The 14,864-nt window shown below is 68.4% G+C and carries 10 protein-coding genes; 8 read left to right on the forward strand and 2 right to left on the reverse strand.

The features are described from left to right. Nucleotides 1-149 precede the first annotated feature (149 nt). From ACX80W_RS02910 to ACX80W_RS02930, 5 genes are all read left to right on the forward strand, one after another. On the forward strand, nt 150-1,895 hold the full coding sequence (locus tag ACX80W_RS02910) for a glycerol-3-phosphate dehydrogenase/oxidase (protein WP_459280283.1): 1,746 nt from the start codon (nt 150-152) through the stop codon (nt 1,893-1,895). Nucleotides 1,896-2,026: 131 nt separating this feature from the next. Next, nucleotides 2,027-2,773 (forward strand): MIP/aquaporin family protein, encoded by a 747-nt coding sequence (locus tag ACX80W_RS02915; RefSeq protein ID WP_459280285.1) that lies wholly within the window; start codon nt 2,027-2,029, stop codon nt 2,771-2,773. 72 nt (nt 2,774-2,845) lie between these two features. After that, on the forward strand, nt 2,846-4,360 hold the full coding sequence (gene glpK, locus ACX80W_RS02920; protein WP_459280287.1) for a glycerol kinase GlpK: 1,515 nt from the start codon (nt 2,846-2,848) through the stop codon (nt 4,358-4,360). Between the two features lie 279 nt (nt 4,361-4,639). Next, nucleotides 4,640-7,144, forward strand: a complete 2,505-nt coding sequence (gene leuS / locus ACX80W_RS02925; protein WP_459280289.1) for a leucine--tRNA ligase — start codon at nt 4,640-4,642, stop codon at nt 7,142-7,144. Nucleotides 7,145-7,146: 2 nt separating this feature from the next. Further along, entirely contained in the window at nt 7,147-8,028 is an 882-nt protein-coding gene (locus ACX80W_RS02930; protein WP_459280291.1) for a DegV family protein, read from the forward strand. A 129-nt stretch (nt 8,029-8,157) separates the two neighbouring features. Here ACX80W_RS02930 and ACX80W_RS02935 read toward each other — a convergent pair whose 3' ends face one another. After that, complete coding sequence (locus tag ACX80W_RS02935; RefSeq protein WP_459280293.1) at nt 8,158-9,696, reverse strand: DUF4389 domain-containing protein; 1,539 nt, start codon at nt 9,694-9,696, stop codon at nt 8,158-8,160. Between the two features lie 497 nt (nt 9,697-10,193). Between ACX80W_RS02935 and ACX80W_RS02940 the strand changes: the two genes are divergently transcribed. The 3 genes from ACX80W_RS02940 to ACX80W_RS02950 all read left to right on the forward strand — a co-directional run bounded on the left by ACX80W_RS02940 (nt 10,194) and on the right by ACX80W_RS02950 (nt 14,306). Beyond that, on the forward strand, nt 10,194-11,159 hold the full coding sequence (locus tag ACX80W_RS02940; protein ID WP_459280295.1) for a ComEA family DNA-binding protein: 966 nt from the start codon (nt 10,194-10,196) through the stop codon (nt 11,157-11,159). 141 nt (nt 11,160-11,300) lie between these two features. Then, nucleotides 11,301-13,643, forward strand: coding sequence for a ComEC/Rec2 family competence protein (locus ACX80W_RS02945; protein ID WP_459280297.1), 2,343 nt, complete (start codon nt 11,301-11,303; stop codon nt 13,641-13,643). Between the two features lie 162 nt (nt 13,644-13,805). Further along, nucleotides 13,806-14,306, forward strand: coding sequence for an ASCH domain-containing protein (locus ACX80W_RS02950; protein WP_459280299.1), 501 nt, complete (start codon nt 13,806-13,808; stop codon nt 14,304-14,306). Nucleotides 14,307-14,411: 105 nt separating this feature from the next. Here ACX80W_RS02950 and ACX80W_RS02955 read toward each other — a convergent pair whose 3' ends face one another. Then, nucleotides 14,412-14,630, reverse strand: coding sequence for a hypothetical protein (locus ACX80W_RS02955; protein ID WP_459280301.1), 219 nt, complete (start codon nt 14,628-14,630; stop codon nt 14,412-14,414). Between the last annotated feature and the right edge of the window lie 234 nt (nt 14,631-14,864).

Here is a 14,864-nt window from a genome sequence, read left to right on the forward strand (position 1 = left end):
CGGTACGTGTACTCGCTGTGTGGCACGGCTCCATTGTCCCACCTCCCGTGCACATCTGTGCAAATCGGTTGACTGGTATTCCCACGATTCGAAGAATGGGTCGTGCAGTTCCCATCAGCAGAACCCCTAGGTTACGGAGTAGTGCCTTAATGAATACCGTCGACAGCAACAGTGCCACCGGCAATGTCAGCGAAACGCGGAGCCAAGTGAAAGAGCTTCAGGAGCGCCCCCGGGCCTCAGTGCTCATCATCGGCGGAGGAATCAACGGGGTCGGCACCTTCCGCGACCTTGCGCTGCAGGGCGTCGACGTCACCCTCGTCGAACGCGGCGATTACTCCCAGGGCGCCTCGGGCGCGTCCTCGCACATGATCCACGGAGGTATCCGGTACCTCGAGAACGGCGAGTTCCGGCTGGTCCGCGAGTCCGTCGTCGAACGGAACCGCCTCCTGCGGGTCGCACCGCATTACGTGAAGCCCCTGCAGACAACCATCCCCATCTTCAGCACCTTCTCGGGCATCCTCGCGGCTCCAATGCGCTTCCTCACCCACAAGCAGGGCAAGCCCACCGAGCGCGGCGCCTTCCTGATCAAGGTCGGGCTGAGCCTGTACGACTCCTTCTCGCGCGACGGCGGCACAGTGCCCCGCCACAAGTTCGTGGGCCGGAAGAAGTCCCTGGCCCTCATGCCGGACCTGCGCCCCGACGTGAAGTACACGGCCACCTACTTTGACGCATCCGTGCACAACCCGGAGCGCCTAACCCTCGACGTCCTGCGCGATGGCCAGGTGGCCAACCCCCAGGCGCGCGCCGTGAACTACGTCAACGCAATCGGCGCCTCGGACGACGGCGTGCTCCTGCGCGACGAGCTCACCGGCACCACGTTCACCTTCGACGCCGACGTCGTCATCAACGCCACCGGAGCCTGGGTCGACGGCACCAACGCGGCGCTCGGCGCCGCCAGCTCCTTCATGGGCGGCACCAAGGGTTCCCACATCGTGCTCGACTCCAAGGCGCTGCTCGAGGCCACCCACGGTCGCGAGATCTTCTTCGAGCACACCGACGGGCGCATCGTGCTGATCTACCCAATGGGTGACCGGGTGCTCGTCGGCACCACGGACGTCGATGCCGACATGAGCGTTCCCGCGGTGACGACCGACGAGGAGATCGACTACTTCTTCGACCTGGTGGGACACGTCTTCCCCACCGTCAAGGTCGGCCGGGAGGACATCGTCTACAGCTTCTCGGGGGTCCGCCCGCTGCCGCGCCACGATGACACGTCGCCCGGGTTCGTTTCGCGCGACTACCGCATCGAAAAGCGCGAGGAGCGCCGCGGGGGCCGCACGGTGACCACGCTGAGCCTCGTCGGCGGGAAGTGGACGACGTTCAGGGCGCTTTCGGAGCACCTCGCCAACGACACGCTCGCCGTGCTTGGCTCGTCCCGGAAGACCTCGACGGCGGACCTCGCGATCGGCGGCGGCAAGGGCTTCCCGGCGGGGGAGCAGGCCGAAAAGAAGTGGATCGCCGCGGCGGTCCGGCCCGGCTTCGACGCGGCGCGCGTCGAGGTTCTGCTCACGCGTTACGGGACACGTGCCACCGACGTGCTCGAGTTCCTTGCGCAGGGACAAGATTCCGTGTTCAGTTCCACTAAGGAACTAAGTACCCGGGAGGTGGAGTACATGGTGCGCAACGAGCAGGTGGGTCATCTCATCGACGTCCTGATCCGGCGCACCTCGCTTGCCTTCCGTGGTCTGGTGACCGCCGAACTCCTGGCCGAGCTGGCAGCGGTGCTCGCACCGCTGCTGGGTTGGGACAAGGAGGCAGCGGCCGCCGAGATCCGCCACGCCGAGGCGGTCCTCGCCGACGCGCACCGGGTCGAGGTTCGAAGCTTGATCGCCTAGCGGAAGGTCCGCGGGCGATCGGCCCCGCTGCCACCGGCAGCGGGGCCATCCAACGGCAGGTGTTGCCGGGGGAACGGGGCCGCTCAGGCGGCGGCACCTGCACACAAGTAAATACACACTAGGAGTCAAAGATGTCTCTTGAAGTATTTGTCGCCGAAATGTTCGGCACCCTGCTGTTGTTGTTGCTCGGCTGTGGTGTCGTAGCCAACGTTGCCCTTGCACGCACAAAGGGCAACAACGGCGGTTTCCTGATGGTCAACTTCGGCTGGGGGCTCGCCGTCTTCGCCGGCGTCTACGTCGCGGCCCTGTCCGGTGCCCACCTGAACTTCGCAGTGACCGTGGGCCTATGGGTGAACGGGGACATCGACTCCTTCGCCAGCGGCGTCGACAAGAATTTCGGCAACGCGCTGGGGTACCTCGCCGCCCAGATGATCGGCTCCATCCTCGGCGCCGTCATTGCCTGGCTGGCCTACAAGCAGCACTTCGATGACGAGCCGGACCCCGCCAACAAGCTCGGCGTCTTCTCCACCGGACCGGCCATCCGTTCCTACGGCTGGAACCTCGTCACCGAAATCATCGGCACCTTCGTCCTCGTTTTCGTCGTCATCGCCTTCGGTTCGACGCCGACCGGGCTTGGCCCGCTGGCCGTCGCCCTCCTCGTCGTAGGCATCGGCGCCTCCCTAGGCGGGCCCACCGGCTACGCCATCAACCCGAACCGCGACCTCGGCCCCCGCATCGCCCACGCCATCCTGCCCATCAAGGGCAAGGGAGGCTCAGACTGGGGCTACGCCTGGGTGCCGGTGGTCGGCCCGATCATCGGCGGCGTCCTGGCCGGCCTGATCGTCCAGCTGGTCGAGTTCCCCGCCCTCCCGGCGTAGGGTCGACACCTGCCCGCCCGGCGCCGTCCGCGCCGGGCACAACCCGACATCATCTCAACAAAGGAGTAAGACATGTCGCAGTACGTCATCGCTATCGACCAAGGCACGACGTCGAGCCGGGCCATCGTGTTCGACCACAAGGGGGACATCGTCTCCTCGGGCCAGAAGGAACACGAGCAGATCTTCCCGAAGGCCGGCTGGGTTGAGCACGACCCCGCCGAGATCTGGGACAACACCCGCGAGGTCATCGGCAGCGCCCTCTCGAAGGCGAACCTCACCCGCCACGACATCGCCGCCGTGGGCATCACGAACCAGCGTGAGACCGCGGTGGTATGGGATAAGACCACCGGCAAGGCCGTCTACAACGCCATCGTCTGGCAGGACACCCGCACCCAGAACATCGTCGATGAGCTGGCCTCCAACGGCGGCGTCGAGCGCTACAAGGCCAAGGTCGGCCTGCCGCTGGCCACCTACTTCTCCGGGACCAAGATCAAGTGGATCCTCGACAACGTCGAGGGCGCCCGCGAGAAGGCCGAGGCCGGGGACCTCCTCTTCGGCAACACCGACTCCTGGGTCACCTGGAACCTGACCGGCGGCACCGACGGCGGCGTGCACATCACCGACGTCACCAACGCCTCACGGACCCTGTTCATGGACCTGGAGACGCTCGCCTGGGACGAATCGATCCTCGCGGACTTCGGTGTTCCGGTGTCGATGATGCCCGCGATCAAGTCGTCGTCGGAGGTCTACGGGAAGGTCCACGGTTCGCAGCTGCTGCGCGAGGTTCCGGTGGCCGGCATCCTCGGCGACCAGCAGGCGGCGACCTTCGGCCAGGCCGCCTTCGCCAAGGGCGGTGCGAAGAACACCTACGGCACCGGCAATTTCATGATCGTGAACACCGGCGAGGAGATCGTCCACTCGAAGAACGGGCTGCTCACCACGGTCTGCTACCGCCTCGGTGACGCCAAGCCGGTCTACGCGCTCGAAGGTTCGATCGCCGTCACCGGGTCCCTCATCCAGTGGCTCCGCGACAACCTCGGGCTCATCAAGAGCTCCCCCGAAGTGGAGCAGCTCGCGATGACGGTTCAGGACAACGGCGGCGTGTACATCGTTCCGGCGTTCTCCGGCCTCTTCGCCCCGTACTGGCGTGCGGACGCCCGCGGCGCGATCGTCGGCCTGACCCGCTTCGTGAACAAGGGACACATCGCCCGTGCGGCGCTCGAGGCGACGGCGTTCCAGACCCGCGAGGTGCTGGATGCGGCCAACGCCGACTCCGGGGTGAACATGGAGGACCTTCGGGTCGACGGCGGCATGGTCGCCAATGACGCCCTGATGCAGTTCCAGGCGGACATCCTCGGCATTCCGGTGATCCGGCCGAAGGTCACGGAGACCACGGCGCTCGGTGCCGCCTATGCCGCGGGCCTCGCCGTCGGCTTCTGGAAGGACACCGACGAGCTCGCCACCAACTGGTCCGAGGACAAGCGCTGGAATCCTTCAATGGACGATGCCGAGCGCGACCGCCAGCTGCGCCTGTGGAAGAAGGCCGTCACGAAGACCTTCGACTGGGTCGACGAGGACGTTTCCTAGCCCCGGATCCCCTCCGGAGCGCAGGCGCCCGTCCACCAGCGGTACCGGTGGACGGGCGCCTCTGTGCTCCCGCAGCGAAATCGCCGGGGAAGCCCGGCGTTCTGCGCTAGAGTTGTTCCATGTCAACTCGGCGACTTCTTCCCTAGCCGCACGCGATCAGCGTGCGGCGGCCCCTCCCTGGACGAGGGGCTTTTGTGTGTCCGGGCCGGAAACCGCGGCGGCCGGCATGGGGGAACAGGCGACGACAAGGCAATCGCGAAGAATGACAGAACAGGGTCGATGACAGTGAGCACACCTTCCGAGGCGGGACAGCCCGACGAGAACACCTACGACTTCGCCGCTCTGGAGGCCCGATGGCCGGCGGTGTGGGACGAGCTTGAATTGTTCAAGCCGCTCGACGACGGCTCACGCGAGCGCCGGTACGTGCTCGACATGTTCCCCTACCCCTCGGGTGACCTTCACATGGGTCACGCCGAAGCCTTCGCCATGGGCGATGTCGCCGCCCGCTGGTCCCGGATGCAGGGCTACGATGTGCTGCACCCGATCGGGTGGGACTCCTTCGGGCTGCCCGCCGAAAACGCGGCCATCAAGCGCGACGCGCACCCGGCGGAGTGGACCTACACCAACATCGATACCCAGGCCCACTCCTTCAAGCGCTATGCGATCAGCGCCGACTGGTCCCGCCGGATCCACACCTCCGATCCCTCGTACTACCGCTGGACCCAGTGGCTGTTCACCCGGTTCTTCAACAAGGGCCTGGCCTACCGGAAGAACTCGCCGGTGAACTGGTGCCCGAAGGACCAGACGGTGCTCTCCAACGAGCAGGTCATCAACGGGGCCTGCGACCGCTGCGGAACCATGGTCACCAAGAAGGACCTGAACCAGTGGTACTTCAAGATCACCGACTACGCCGACCGCCTGCTCGATGACATGGACCAGCTGAAGGGCTCCTGGCCCGAGCGCGTGCTGGCGATGCAGCGGAACTGGATCGGACGGTCCGAAGGCGCCACCGTACGCTTCGCCATCGAGGCCGCCGACAACCGCCCGGCGCACGACGTGCCCGTGTTCACCACGCGCCCCGACACCCTCTACGGGGCGACGTTCTTCGTGGTCGCCGCCGACACCCAGCTGGCCCTGGACCTGGTCACCGCCGAGCACCGGGCTGCCCTCGAGGAATACCGGGAGCAGGTCAAGCAGCTCTCCGAGATCGAGCGGCAGTCGACCGAGCGGGAGAAGACCGGCGTGTTCACCGGCCGCTACGCCATCAACCCCCTCAATGGGGAGAAGCTGCCCGTCTGGGCCGCCGACTACGTGCTGGCCGACTACGGGACCGGGGCGATCATGGCGGTTCCCGCCCATGACCAGCGCGACCTCGACTTCGCCCGGGCATTCGGACTGCCGGTCCGCACCGTCGTCGACACCGGTGCCGAGGACCCGGCGGTCACCGGAACCGCCACCGCCGGCGAGGGCGTCCTGGTCAACTCCGGGGAGCTGAGCGGACTGGACAAGGCCGCGGCCATCGCCCGCGCCATCGAGCTGCTCGCCGCCCAGGGCACCGGGGAGGAGACGGTCAACTTCCGGCTGCGCGACTGGCTGCTGTCCCGCCAGCGCTACTGGGGAACCCCGATCCCCATCATCCACTGCGCGACCTGCGGGGAGGTCCCGGTGCCCGACGAACAGCTGCCGGTCACCCTGCCCGAGGGCCTGCAGGGGGCGCAGCTGAAGCCGCGGGGCGTGTCGCCGCTGGCCGCCGTCGAGGACTGGGTCAACGTGGCCTGCCCGTCCTGCGGCGGGCCCGCCAAACGGGACACCGACACCATGGACACCTTCGTGGACTCCTCCTGGTACTTCCTGCGGTTCATCACCCCGGACCTGGAGACGGCTCCGTTCGACACCGACGCCGTCAACCGGTGGATGCCGGTCGATCAGTACGTCGGAGGCGTCGAGCACGCCATCCTCCACCTGCTCTACAGCCGGTTCTTCACCAAGGTGCTCTTCGACCTGGGCCTGGTGGACTTCACCGAGCCGTTCGCTTCGCTGCTGAACCAGGGGCAGGTGCTCAACGGCGGCAAGGCCATGAGCAAGTCCCTGGGCAACGGGGTGGACCTCGGCGAGCAGCTCGATAAGTACGGGGTCGACGCGGTGCGCCTGACGATGATCTTCGCCTCCCCGCCGGAGGACGACGTCGACTGGGCCGACGTTTCGCCGTCGGGTTCGGCAAAGTTCCTGGCCCGCGCCTGGCGGCTGGGGGCCGACGTCACCAGCGCCCCGGGCGTCGACTTCGCCGCCGGCGATAAGGGCCTGCGCTCGGTCACCCACCGGACCCTCGCCGACGTGCCCGAGCTCATGGGCGCTCACAAATTCAACGTGGTCATCGCCCGGCTGATGGAACTGGTCAACGCCACCCGGAAGGCAATCGATTCCGGACCGGGCGGCGGCGACCCGGCCGTCCGCGAGGCTGCCGAGACCATCGCCGTGCTGCTGGGCATGTTCGCCCCGTACACCGCCGAGGACCTGTGGGAGCGGCTGGGCCACACCCCCGGAGTCGCCATGGCGGCGCTGCCGGCCGCCGAGGAGGCCCTGCTGGCGCAGGAGTCCGTCGTCGCCGTCGTGCAGGTCCAGGGCAAGGTCCGGGACCGGCTCACTGTCTCCCCTGACATCACCGAGGACGAGCTGCGGGCCCTGGCCCTTGGGAGTGAGCAGGTGACCCGCATCCTCGACGGCAGGGGCATCCGCACGGTGATCGTGCGGGCGCCCAAGCTGGTCAACATCGTGCCCAGCTGAGGATGGCCAGCGACGCACTCCCGGCCGCGGTCGTCACCGACTCCGCGGCCGGGTTCCCGCCGGGCTGGCTCGACGGGCAGGGCCGCGCAGGGGGAGTCACTGTGGTGCCCCTTCCGGTGATGATCGCCGGCCAGATCTACGGCGACGGCGGGGATTCGCTCGTCGAGCCCCTGACCATCGCCCTGGCGCAGGGCTCGGAGGTGCGCACCTCCCGGCCGTCGCCGGGGCAGTTCGAGCGCGCCTACCGGGCCCTCGAGGCCGAAGGCCACCCCGGGATCATCTCCATCCATCTGTCCGGGGCCCTGTCCGGAACAGTGGACGCCGCGCGCCTGGCGGCCTCCTCGGTCGGCATCCCCGTCGAAGTGATCGACAGCCGCACCGCCGGCATGCCGCAGGGCTACGCCGCGGTCGCGGCTCTGCAGGCCCTGCGGCAGGGCGCGAGCCTTGAGCGCAGCGCCGCCGAAGCGGCAATCGTCTGCCGCACCTCGGAGCTCTACTTCTACGTCCCGAGCCTCGACCAGCTGCGCCGCGGCGGGCGGATCAGCGCCGCGGCGGGCTGGCTGGGCAATGTCCTCTCGGTCAAGGCGCTCCTGAAGATCCAGGACGGGCGCGTCGTTCCGGTGGAAAAGGTACGCACGGCCGACAAGGCCCTCGACCGGCTCCTGGAACTAGTGAAAGGCGCAGCCGCTGCCCGATCCGGCGGCACCGAGATCACCATCCACCACTTCGGGAACGACGACGAGGCCGCCGGGTTCGCGGACCGGCTCGAATCCGGACTTCCCGGCACCCCTGTCTCGCTTGCCCGGTGCCCGGCGGTCCTGGCCGCGCACGCGGGCCTCGGCGTGATGGCCGTGGCTGTCGTCCCCCGCCCGTTGTCTCCATAGCGCCGGAGCGCGCTCTTGCGCCCGCGGTCCCTGCCTGGCGGCGCGGAGCGACGGGCACGGTGGTGAAGGGCGGGACCGCTGTGGCATTCCATCGGTCGGCAGCCGCACCCTCCGGCTGTCTCGGTCGGGTCACCGCGGAGGCGGGCGGTGGCCGACTTCTCCGGCCCCGTCGCGGAGCGCCGGCTCGTCGGCACCCTGGTCAAGACGGAAGGGAGGATACTCGTCGCGCATCAGGGCGGTGTAGGTGATCGTCCGGTAGACCCAGCGGTTGATGCCGAGAATGAAGTCAAACAGGGGCCGGTGATACCGACCGGTAAACAGCAGGATGATCACGGCGATGAGGACAAGCAGTCCCAGCAGGGACGGCCCCGCACCGGTTTCATACGTGACCCCCCAGTCTTCGGTCTCAATCCAACGGGTCGTGTTCGAACTCGTCAAGGCAGCCACGATCAGCAAGTGCGGTATGGCCAGCAGCCACCACTTGACCAACACCAGGCCGCGCGAGAGCCGCGCCGGGTACTCCACGTCGTAGTCGGCTGGATAGTCCGTTCTGGCCAGAGTGAAGGGCGGATATCTGTCCGTTCCCGCAGCCGCATAAGCGTAGAACGCCACTCGCCAGTTCCAGCGCAGCACCCCCACATTGAAGTAGAAGAGCGGCCGGGGGTAGCGGCCGGTGAACAGGATGGAAAAGCCGGCGACGATCGTGGTGATTCCGAACGCGAACCAGAGGAAGAACAGCAGGATGAAGTGCGGGATGGCCAGGAACCACTTGACCAGCCACTTCCATCGGGAAAGAACCGGGTCCAGCTGTCCGATGAGCCTGGCAGGATAGTACCCGGCTCCGGCGGCCACGCCGGGAACCTCGACGGGCGGGGCAGGTGCCGCACTGGCTCCAAAGGCCCGATCCACCTCCGGCCGGGCTGGCCCCGACCCGGGCAGTGGCGCCCCTTGTCCTGCCGGTCCGGCGGAGCCGCCCGGAGCGGCCGGAGGGGCGGCATCCCGTCCAAGCCCGACGGCTCCCAGGATCAGCAGCGGGATGCCGACGAGGAACAGTGCGGAGCCTGCGATAAGCAACCCGCCGGCGAGAGGGCCGAAGAATTCGGAACGGAAACCTGCCTGCAGATCCGCGGCCACACCCGGACTGGCATCGGCATTCATCACGACAACCGTCCAGGACCCCGGCTGAATGTTCCAGTCGATCTTCTGCTGGCCGGGCCCCGAGCCGGCGGCCACCCAAAAATCCTGCTCCGCCGGCGGCTCCGGCTCGGCCGCTCCCTCCACCTCCCGGTACTCAACGCGGAAGGGCCGGTTGTCCACCTCCAGCAACTGGGAGTAGTTGGAGTCGGCAAGGTAACGCTCCACCTCCTCCCGGGGAGCAATACCGACGAAAATTTCCTGTCCCGGGTTGGCGGACTGCGCCAGCACCCTGATGCTGCCCACGTCAAAGGGCAGTAAGTCGGGCAGGTCCTCGTTCCGGAGCTCGTCGACCTCCCCGGCGGTGATGGCGCGCGAATCGACGGAGAACCGTTCCTGGGGGGAGTTGAGGTACCCGTCGTCGTTCTGGGCGGCACTCACCCAGATCGCACCGATGCCGCCCAGGACCACGCCGAGCCCGGCCATCGTCAGGAGAATGCCCGCCACGAGCAGGATGATGGAACGGGTTTTCATCGATCTCCTCCCGCGGGCCGGTCTCGGCGGCGCTACCCCCTCAGGGCTGCCCCGGACTGACGTACTCTCAGCGTCCGCTGCCGGACCGGCCACTGCAAGGGCCGAAAGTCACGGCCGCGGGCCGAACCCGTCACCTGCAATCGACCCACCTGGGCGCCCTCCGGGTCGTTGCCTACCTCCAGATGGTCGGGTCGGGCCGTTCCCGGACCGGCATGGTGCCGGCAACGGCCCGCGGACAGCGGCACATCCCGCCCGTTATCCACATAACGCCGGCGCGGTCGTGCCCGACGTGGGGCTCCTGCCTACCGTGGCCTATGCCACGACACCGCTGGGCCACGACCGCTCCCGTCCTTCCGCTGCTCCCGCCCGCCGGTGGGGGAGGTGGTGCCGCGGGTGCCTTCCCATCAGGCCGCACGCGTCGCCCCACCGCTACCGGTGACGTTGATACCGCAGCGTTGGGGCCGACGGCCGACACCGTGGGGGCGGCGTGGAACGGCGTGGCTGCTTCGGTCACCGACAGATCCGACGACCCGGTCGATACCGTCGCCACCGCAACCGGTGGCGCGGTCGGCACGTCAGGCGGACCCGGTGGCGCGGCCGAGGTCGACGCCGGGGAGGCGCCCCCGCGGACCCGCCGGTGGGCCGTGGCCCGCGGGGCAGCCCTGGTGTTCCTAGCCCTGGCGGTGACCATGGGAGTCGGACTGTTCTTCGTCCGCAGCGAGGCCGCACCTCCTGTTGCGACAATTCAGCTCTCATCCGAGGACCGCCGGTCAGGCTCCGGGGAGGAGACGGAGCGTGGAAGGGAGGCAGCACCCGGCTCCGTACCGGGATCAGCGGCACCGGGCCCGGTGTCGCCCGATGGATCTGCGCCCGAAACACCCGGATCCGCAGTCGATGCCTCCGCCGGCAGGGTGGCGGAGACGCCCCTTGAGGGGGCTGACATTCCATCCGACCCCGGGGGCGTCTTCGTGCACCTGACCGGCGCGGTGACCTCACCGGGGGTCCGAGAGGTCCCGCAGGGCTCGAGACTCTTTCAGGTTCTTGAGCTCGCCGGAGGCGCCACACCGGAGGCGGACCTCGCCGCCGTAAACCTCGCGGCGGTCGTGGTGGACGGGGGCCAGGTCCATGTGCCGCGGAAGGGGGAAACGGTTGCGCCGGGGCCGCCGGCGGGCTCCGGAGGGCCGGCCGCCGGCGGTCGGGTACCGGGCGGTGGAACAGGCGGAGCGGGCATCACCGGCACCGACACCACCGGGACCGGGACATCGGCTGGCGCGGTGAACCTCAACACCGCCGACGCGCCCACCCTGGAGTCGCTGCCCCGCGTAGGGCCGGTCCTTGCAGAGCGGATTATTGCGTGGCGGACCGAGCACGGCCCGTTCGCCCAGGCCGAGGATCTCGACGCGGTCCCGGGGATCGGGCCCGCGCTACTCGAAGCACTCCTGCCACTCGTGGTGGTGCGGTGATCGGGCGTGCACCCCTTGCACCGCGGGCCGTCTACGGCCCCAGGCCGTTCGGGCCAGCGGATCGACCCGCAGGCTCCTCCTGCCCGCCCGACCGATTTCCGGCTGGCTCCGGCCACTGCCGCGGCATGGACGGCGGCATCAGTGGCCACACGCCTGCCGGCAGACGATGCCTTGGCGTGGGGTGCCCTGCTTGCCTGCGCTGCACTCGGAGCAGGCGGGTTCTGTTTCACGCTCCGGGACCGGACTGCGCTGCTGGTGCCGCTTCTCCTGCCGCTGGCGGCGGGGTGCCTGGTGACGCTCGCAGCTGCCGGAAGCCTCGCGGCGTTCACCGACGGCCCGGTCGATGAGGCAGCGCGCGGCGGGGAGACCGTGACCGTCATCCTCCACCCCTCAACCGATGCGGCACCTCTTCCCACCGCCCACGGGGAGGAACGTTTTCTACTGCGGGCCACCGTCTCCGCCGGTTCGCGGGAAGGCCGGTCCTTCACCGCGGCGTCACCCGTCGTGGTGTTCGCAGACCGGCAGTGGAAGCGGATCGGCAGGGGCGATACCGTCCGGGCCGTGGGGACGCTGCGTTCCCCGGACCGCCCCGGCAGGGAGGTGGCGCTGTTCATTCCGGCCGCTTCGCCGGTGGTGGAGCGCGCCGCGGGAGCGGAGGACTACACGCGCGATCTCCGGAGAGAATTCAGCAGCCGGGCCCTCGCCCGGGGAGCCGGAGACGGAGGGCTGCTTCCCGGAATGGCCATCGGTGACCGCACGGTGCTCGACGCCCGGCTCGACCAGGCGATGAAGGCCACCGGGTTGACCCACCTGACGGCCGTTTCGGGTGCGAACTGCTCGTATGTGTTGGCGTTTGTGTTCCTTGCCGCGCGTGCCGTCCGGTTGCCGAGGCCGGTCGCCGCCGGTGCGGCCCTCGTGGCGTTGGGTGGCTTTGTGTTCCTCGTCCGTCCCGAGCCGAGCGTGCTGCGTGCCGCCGTCATGGGAGCCATCGGGATCTTCGCGGTGCTCAGCGGCAGGGGCCGGGTGTCCCTGCCGCTGCTGTTCCTGGCTGTGCTCGCGCTGCTTGCCGCCGATCCCTGGCTTCACTCCTCCTATGCGTTCGTGTTGTCCGTGGCGGCCACGGCCGGGCTGATTCTCCTCGGGCCGGTCCTTGCCGGGCGCTTCGCGCTGGTCCTCCCGGTGTGGGCGGCCCAGCTGCTCGCCGTGCCGGTGACCGCCCAACTGGCCTGCACGCCGATCCTGATCCTGCTGCAGCCCTCCCTGTCCGTGTATGCGGTGCCTGCCAATCTCGCGGCGGCTCCGGTGGTGCCGTTCGTGACGGTGGCGGGCATGCTCGCCGTGGCCGCCCTTGCCGTGTTCCCGCCTGCTGTTGAGCCGTTCCTGGCGGTCGGGCAGGTCGGCTCCTGGTGGGTCGCGACAGTGGCCCGCGCCGGAAGCGCCGCACCCCTTGGGCAGGTGCCCTGGGTGCCGGGGCTCCCCGGCGCCATCCTCGCGGCCGCACTGTCCCTGCTGCTCGTGCTCGGCATCGTGTTCGGGGTGAGGAAGCCGGAGGATCGTTCCCCGGCACTTCACCGCGTGATGGCCCGGCACGGGACAATTGCCCTGTGCCTGATAGGCGGAGCCGTCCTCGGCGTGGCGGCGGTGTTCCTCCTCAGCACCCGGCGGGAGGAAGCGGACGGCTGGGTGGTCACGGGATGCGACGTCGGCCAGGGCGACGCGTTCGTGCTCAACACCGGGCGGGGCCACGCGGTGGTCATCGACGCGGGCCCGGACCCCGGAGCGGTCGACGAGTGCCTTGGGCACCTGGCTGTCACCGTCGTGGATCTGCTGGTGATCACCCACCTCCATGAGGACCACTACGGGGGAGCGGCCGGCGTGTTCGAGGGCCGGCAGGTGAAGGAACTGCGTTATTCATCGGCTGAACCCTCGCTGCCGCGCGGACTGGGCGCCCTGGCCCGGAACGCGGGCCTTGAGCCCCTGCGCATCGCCGCGGGCGCGTCCGGGCAGGCCGGGGGAGTGCAGTGGGAGGCGTTGTGGCCGCCCATGGACGCCGCCGGCCCGCCCGGTGCCGGTCCGGCCGGTGGAACGGCATCCTCCGGCAGCGAAAACGACGCCAGTGCCGTCCTCTTCGTGCGGATTCCAGGACCCACGCGGCCGGTGACGGCGCTGTTCACCGGTGATATTGAACAGGACGCCTCACGGCGGCTGCTCGCCGGATATCCGGGGCTGGCGGGGAACGGGGTGGACATTCTGAAGGTCCCGCACCACGGGGCCCGGAATGGGGGCACCGCGATCGTCGAGGCGCTGCGCCCGGGCGTTGCCCTCATCTCCGCAGGGGAGGGCAACGACTACGGCCACCCGCACCCCCAGGTGCTCTCAGGCCTCCGCCGGCAGTCCGTGTACGCGGCGCGGACCGACCGGCTTGGCAGCTTCACCGTCTCCCTCGGCAGTTCCGGCATGGAGGTGAGGGCCCTGACCGACTGACCGGGAAAATCCGGGCCGACCTGCTTCCCGATCAACCGGCCGGGCGAACGGCTGGCGCAGTCCTCGAATACCCCGCTCCCGGGTGACCAGCGCGAAGTTGATCCGAGGCGGGGCTGCGCGTCACTGTTCATGGCCATAGAGGCATTTGGCATAGTGAGAGCCATGACCGTTTCATCGCCACTGCCCACCGCGGAGTTTGGCTTCCCTGGGCCGCTCCGGGACAAACTTGTGGCTGCGATCCTGTCCGGCGCGAAAACCACTACGACGTCCCTTCTTATGGAGTACGCAATCGACGAAGAACCGCTGCCCGCGGTTGGGACGCGTCAGCTTGTCATCGATTCACATGATTCGCCCGTCGCGGTAATTGAAACGCTCGCCGTTGAGCAGGCTCGGCTCGGATCGGTGTCCTGGGCTCATGCCCAGGCGGAGGGGGAAGGCCATGCGAATCTGGGGGAATGGCGGGCTGATCATGAGGCGTATTGGCACGGCCCCGACATGCGCGACTTCCTGGGTGATCCAGCCTTCACTGTGACCGACCAGACGCTTGTAGTTCTCGAGCGGTTCCGGCTTGTCGCATCCCCTCCCGGTGTGGTGGAGGGTGAGGGTAGTTTCGGCCGGAGCCCGGCACCAGCAGGACAGGGACCCGGAACGCTGGCGCCATGATCCTCCGGTGCGATTCCCGCCACCAGGCGGTCCACAATTGATGCAGCAGTTGTCAATGGGCCAGCCTCTCATCCGGAGGCAATATCAGCGTTTGTGAGTCGATGCCTATGGCGTCGGGGTGGTGTGCTGGCCGGTGCGAAGGGCGAGGATGGCCCGAGCGACGAACGCGGCTGCTCCCGCCGCAATCACGCTGGACCCGAGGATTGAGTACCAGGTGTCAGCGCTTTGGAACGAGACGATTGAAAGCAATGCCAGGGCCGTACCCGCAATACCCTGGCCCAACGCTTCGCGTGCTGCTGCGCGGCTTGTTTCCCCCATAGTCATGTCTGTGAGTCTAACTAGAAGCCGGTGTCATCCGCCCCGAGGGTGCTCCCACGGGATTGCGCCGTGAGCCGGCACCTTCCATCGGATGACGTCCGTCGGCCGGCCGCAATCTCCACCCCTACCTACGGATCGGCGTACGGTCGGGTGTTCCTGGATACGTCCCAACACCACAACTGCCGCTAGTTCGGTGCCGCTGAAGTAGGAAAAGGGCCCGATAGCCCTGGTGAATTGGTG

Source organism: Arthrobacter melezitosi (assembly GCF_054511055.1).

What these genes read in the sequence shown, in the direction of transcription:
- ACX80W_RS02935 (WP_459280293.1), bottom strand. Translation starts at nt 9,696, where the DNA reads ATGAAAACCCGTTCCATCATCCTGCTCGTGGCGGGCATTCTCCTGACG.
- glpK (WP_459280287.1), top strand. Translation starts at nt 2,846, where the DNA reads ATGTCGCAGTACGTCATCGCTATCGACCAAGGCACGACGTCGAGCCGG.
- ACX80W_RS02910 (WP_459280283.1), top strand. Translation starts at nt 150, where the DNA reads ATGAATACCGTCGACAGCAACAGTGCCACCGGCAATGTCAGCGAAACG.
- ACX80W_RS02915 (WP_459280285.1), top strand. Translation starts at nt 2,027, where the DNA reads ATGTCTCTTGAAGTATTTGTCGCCGAAATGTTCGGCACCCTGCTGTTG.
- ACX80W_RS02950 (WP_459280299.1), top strand. Translation starts at nt 13,806, where the DNA reads ATGACCGTTTCATCGCCACTGCCCACCGCGGAGTTTGGCTTCCCTGGG.
- leuS (WP_459280289.1), top strand. Translation starts at nt 4,640, where the DNA reads ATGACAGTGAGCACACCTTCCGAGGCGGGACAGCCCGACGAGAACACC.
- ACX80W_RS02955 (WP_459280301.1), bottom strand. Translation starts at nt 14,630, where the DNA reads ATGACTATGGGGGAAACAAGCCGCGCAGCAGCACGCGAAGCGTTGGGC.
- ACX80W_RS02930 (WP_459280291.1), top strand. Translation starts at nt 7,147, where the DNA reads ATGGCCAGCGACGCACTCCCGGCCGCGGTCGTCACCGACTCCGCGGCC.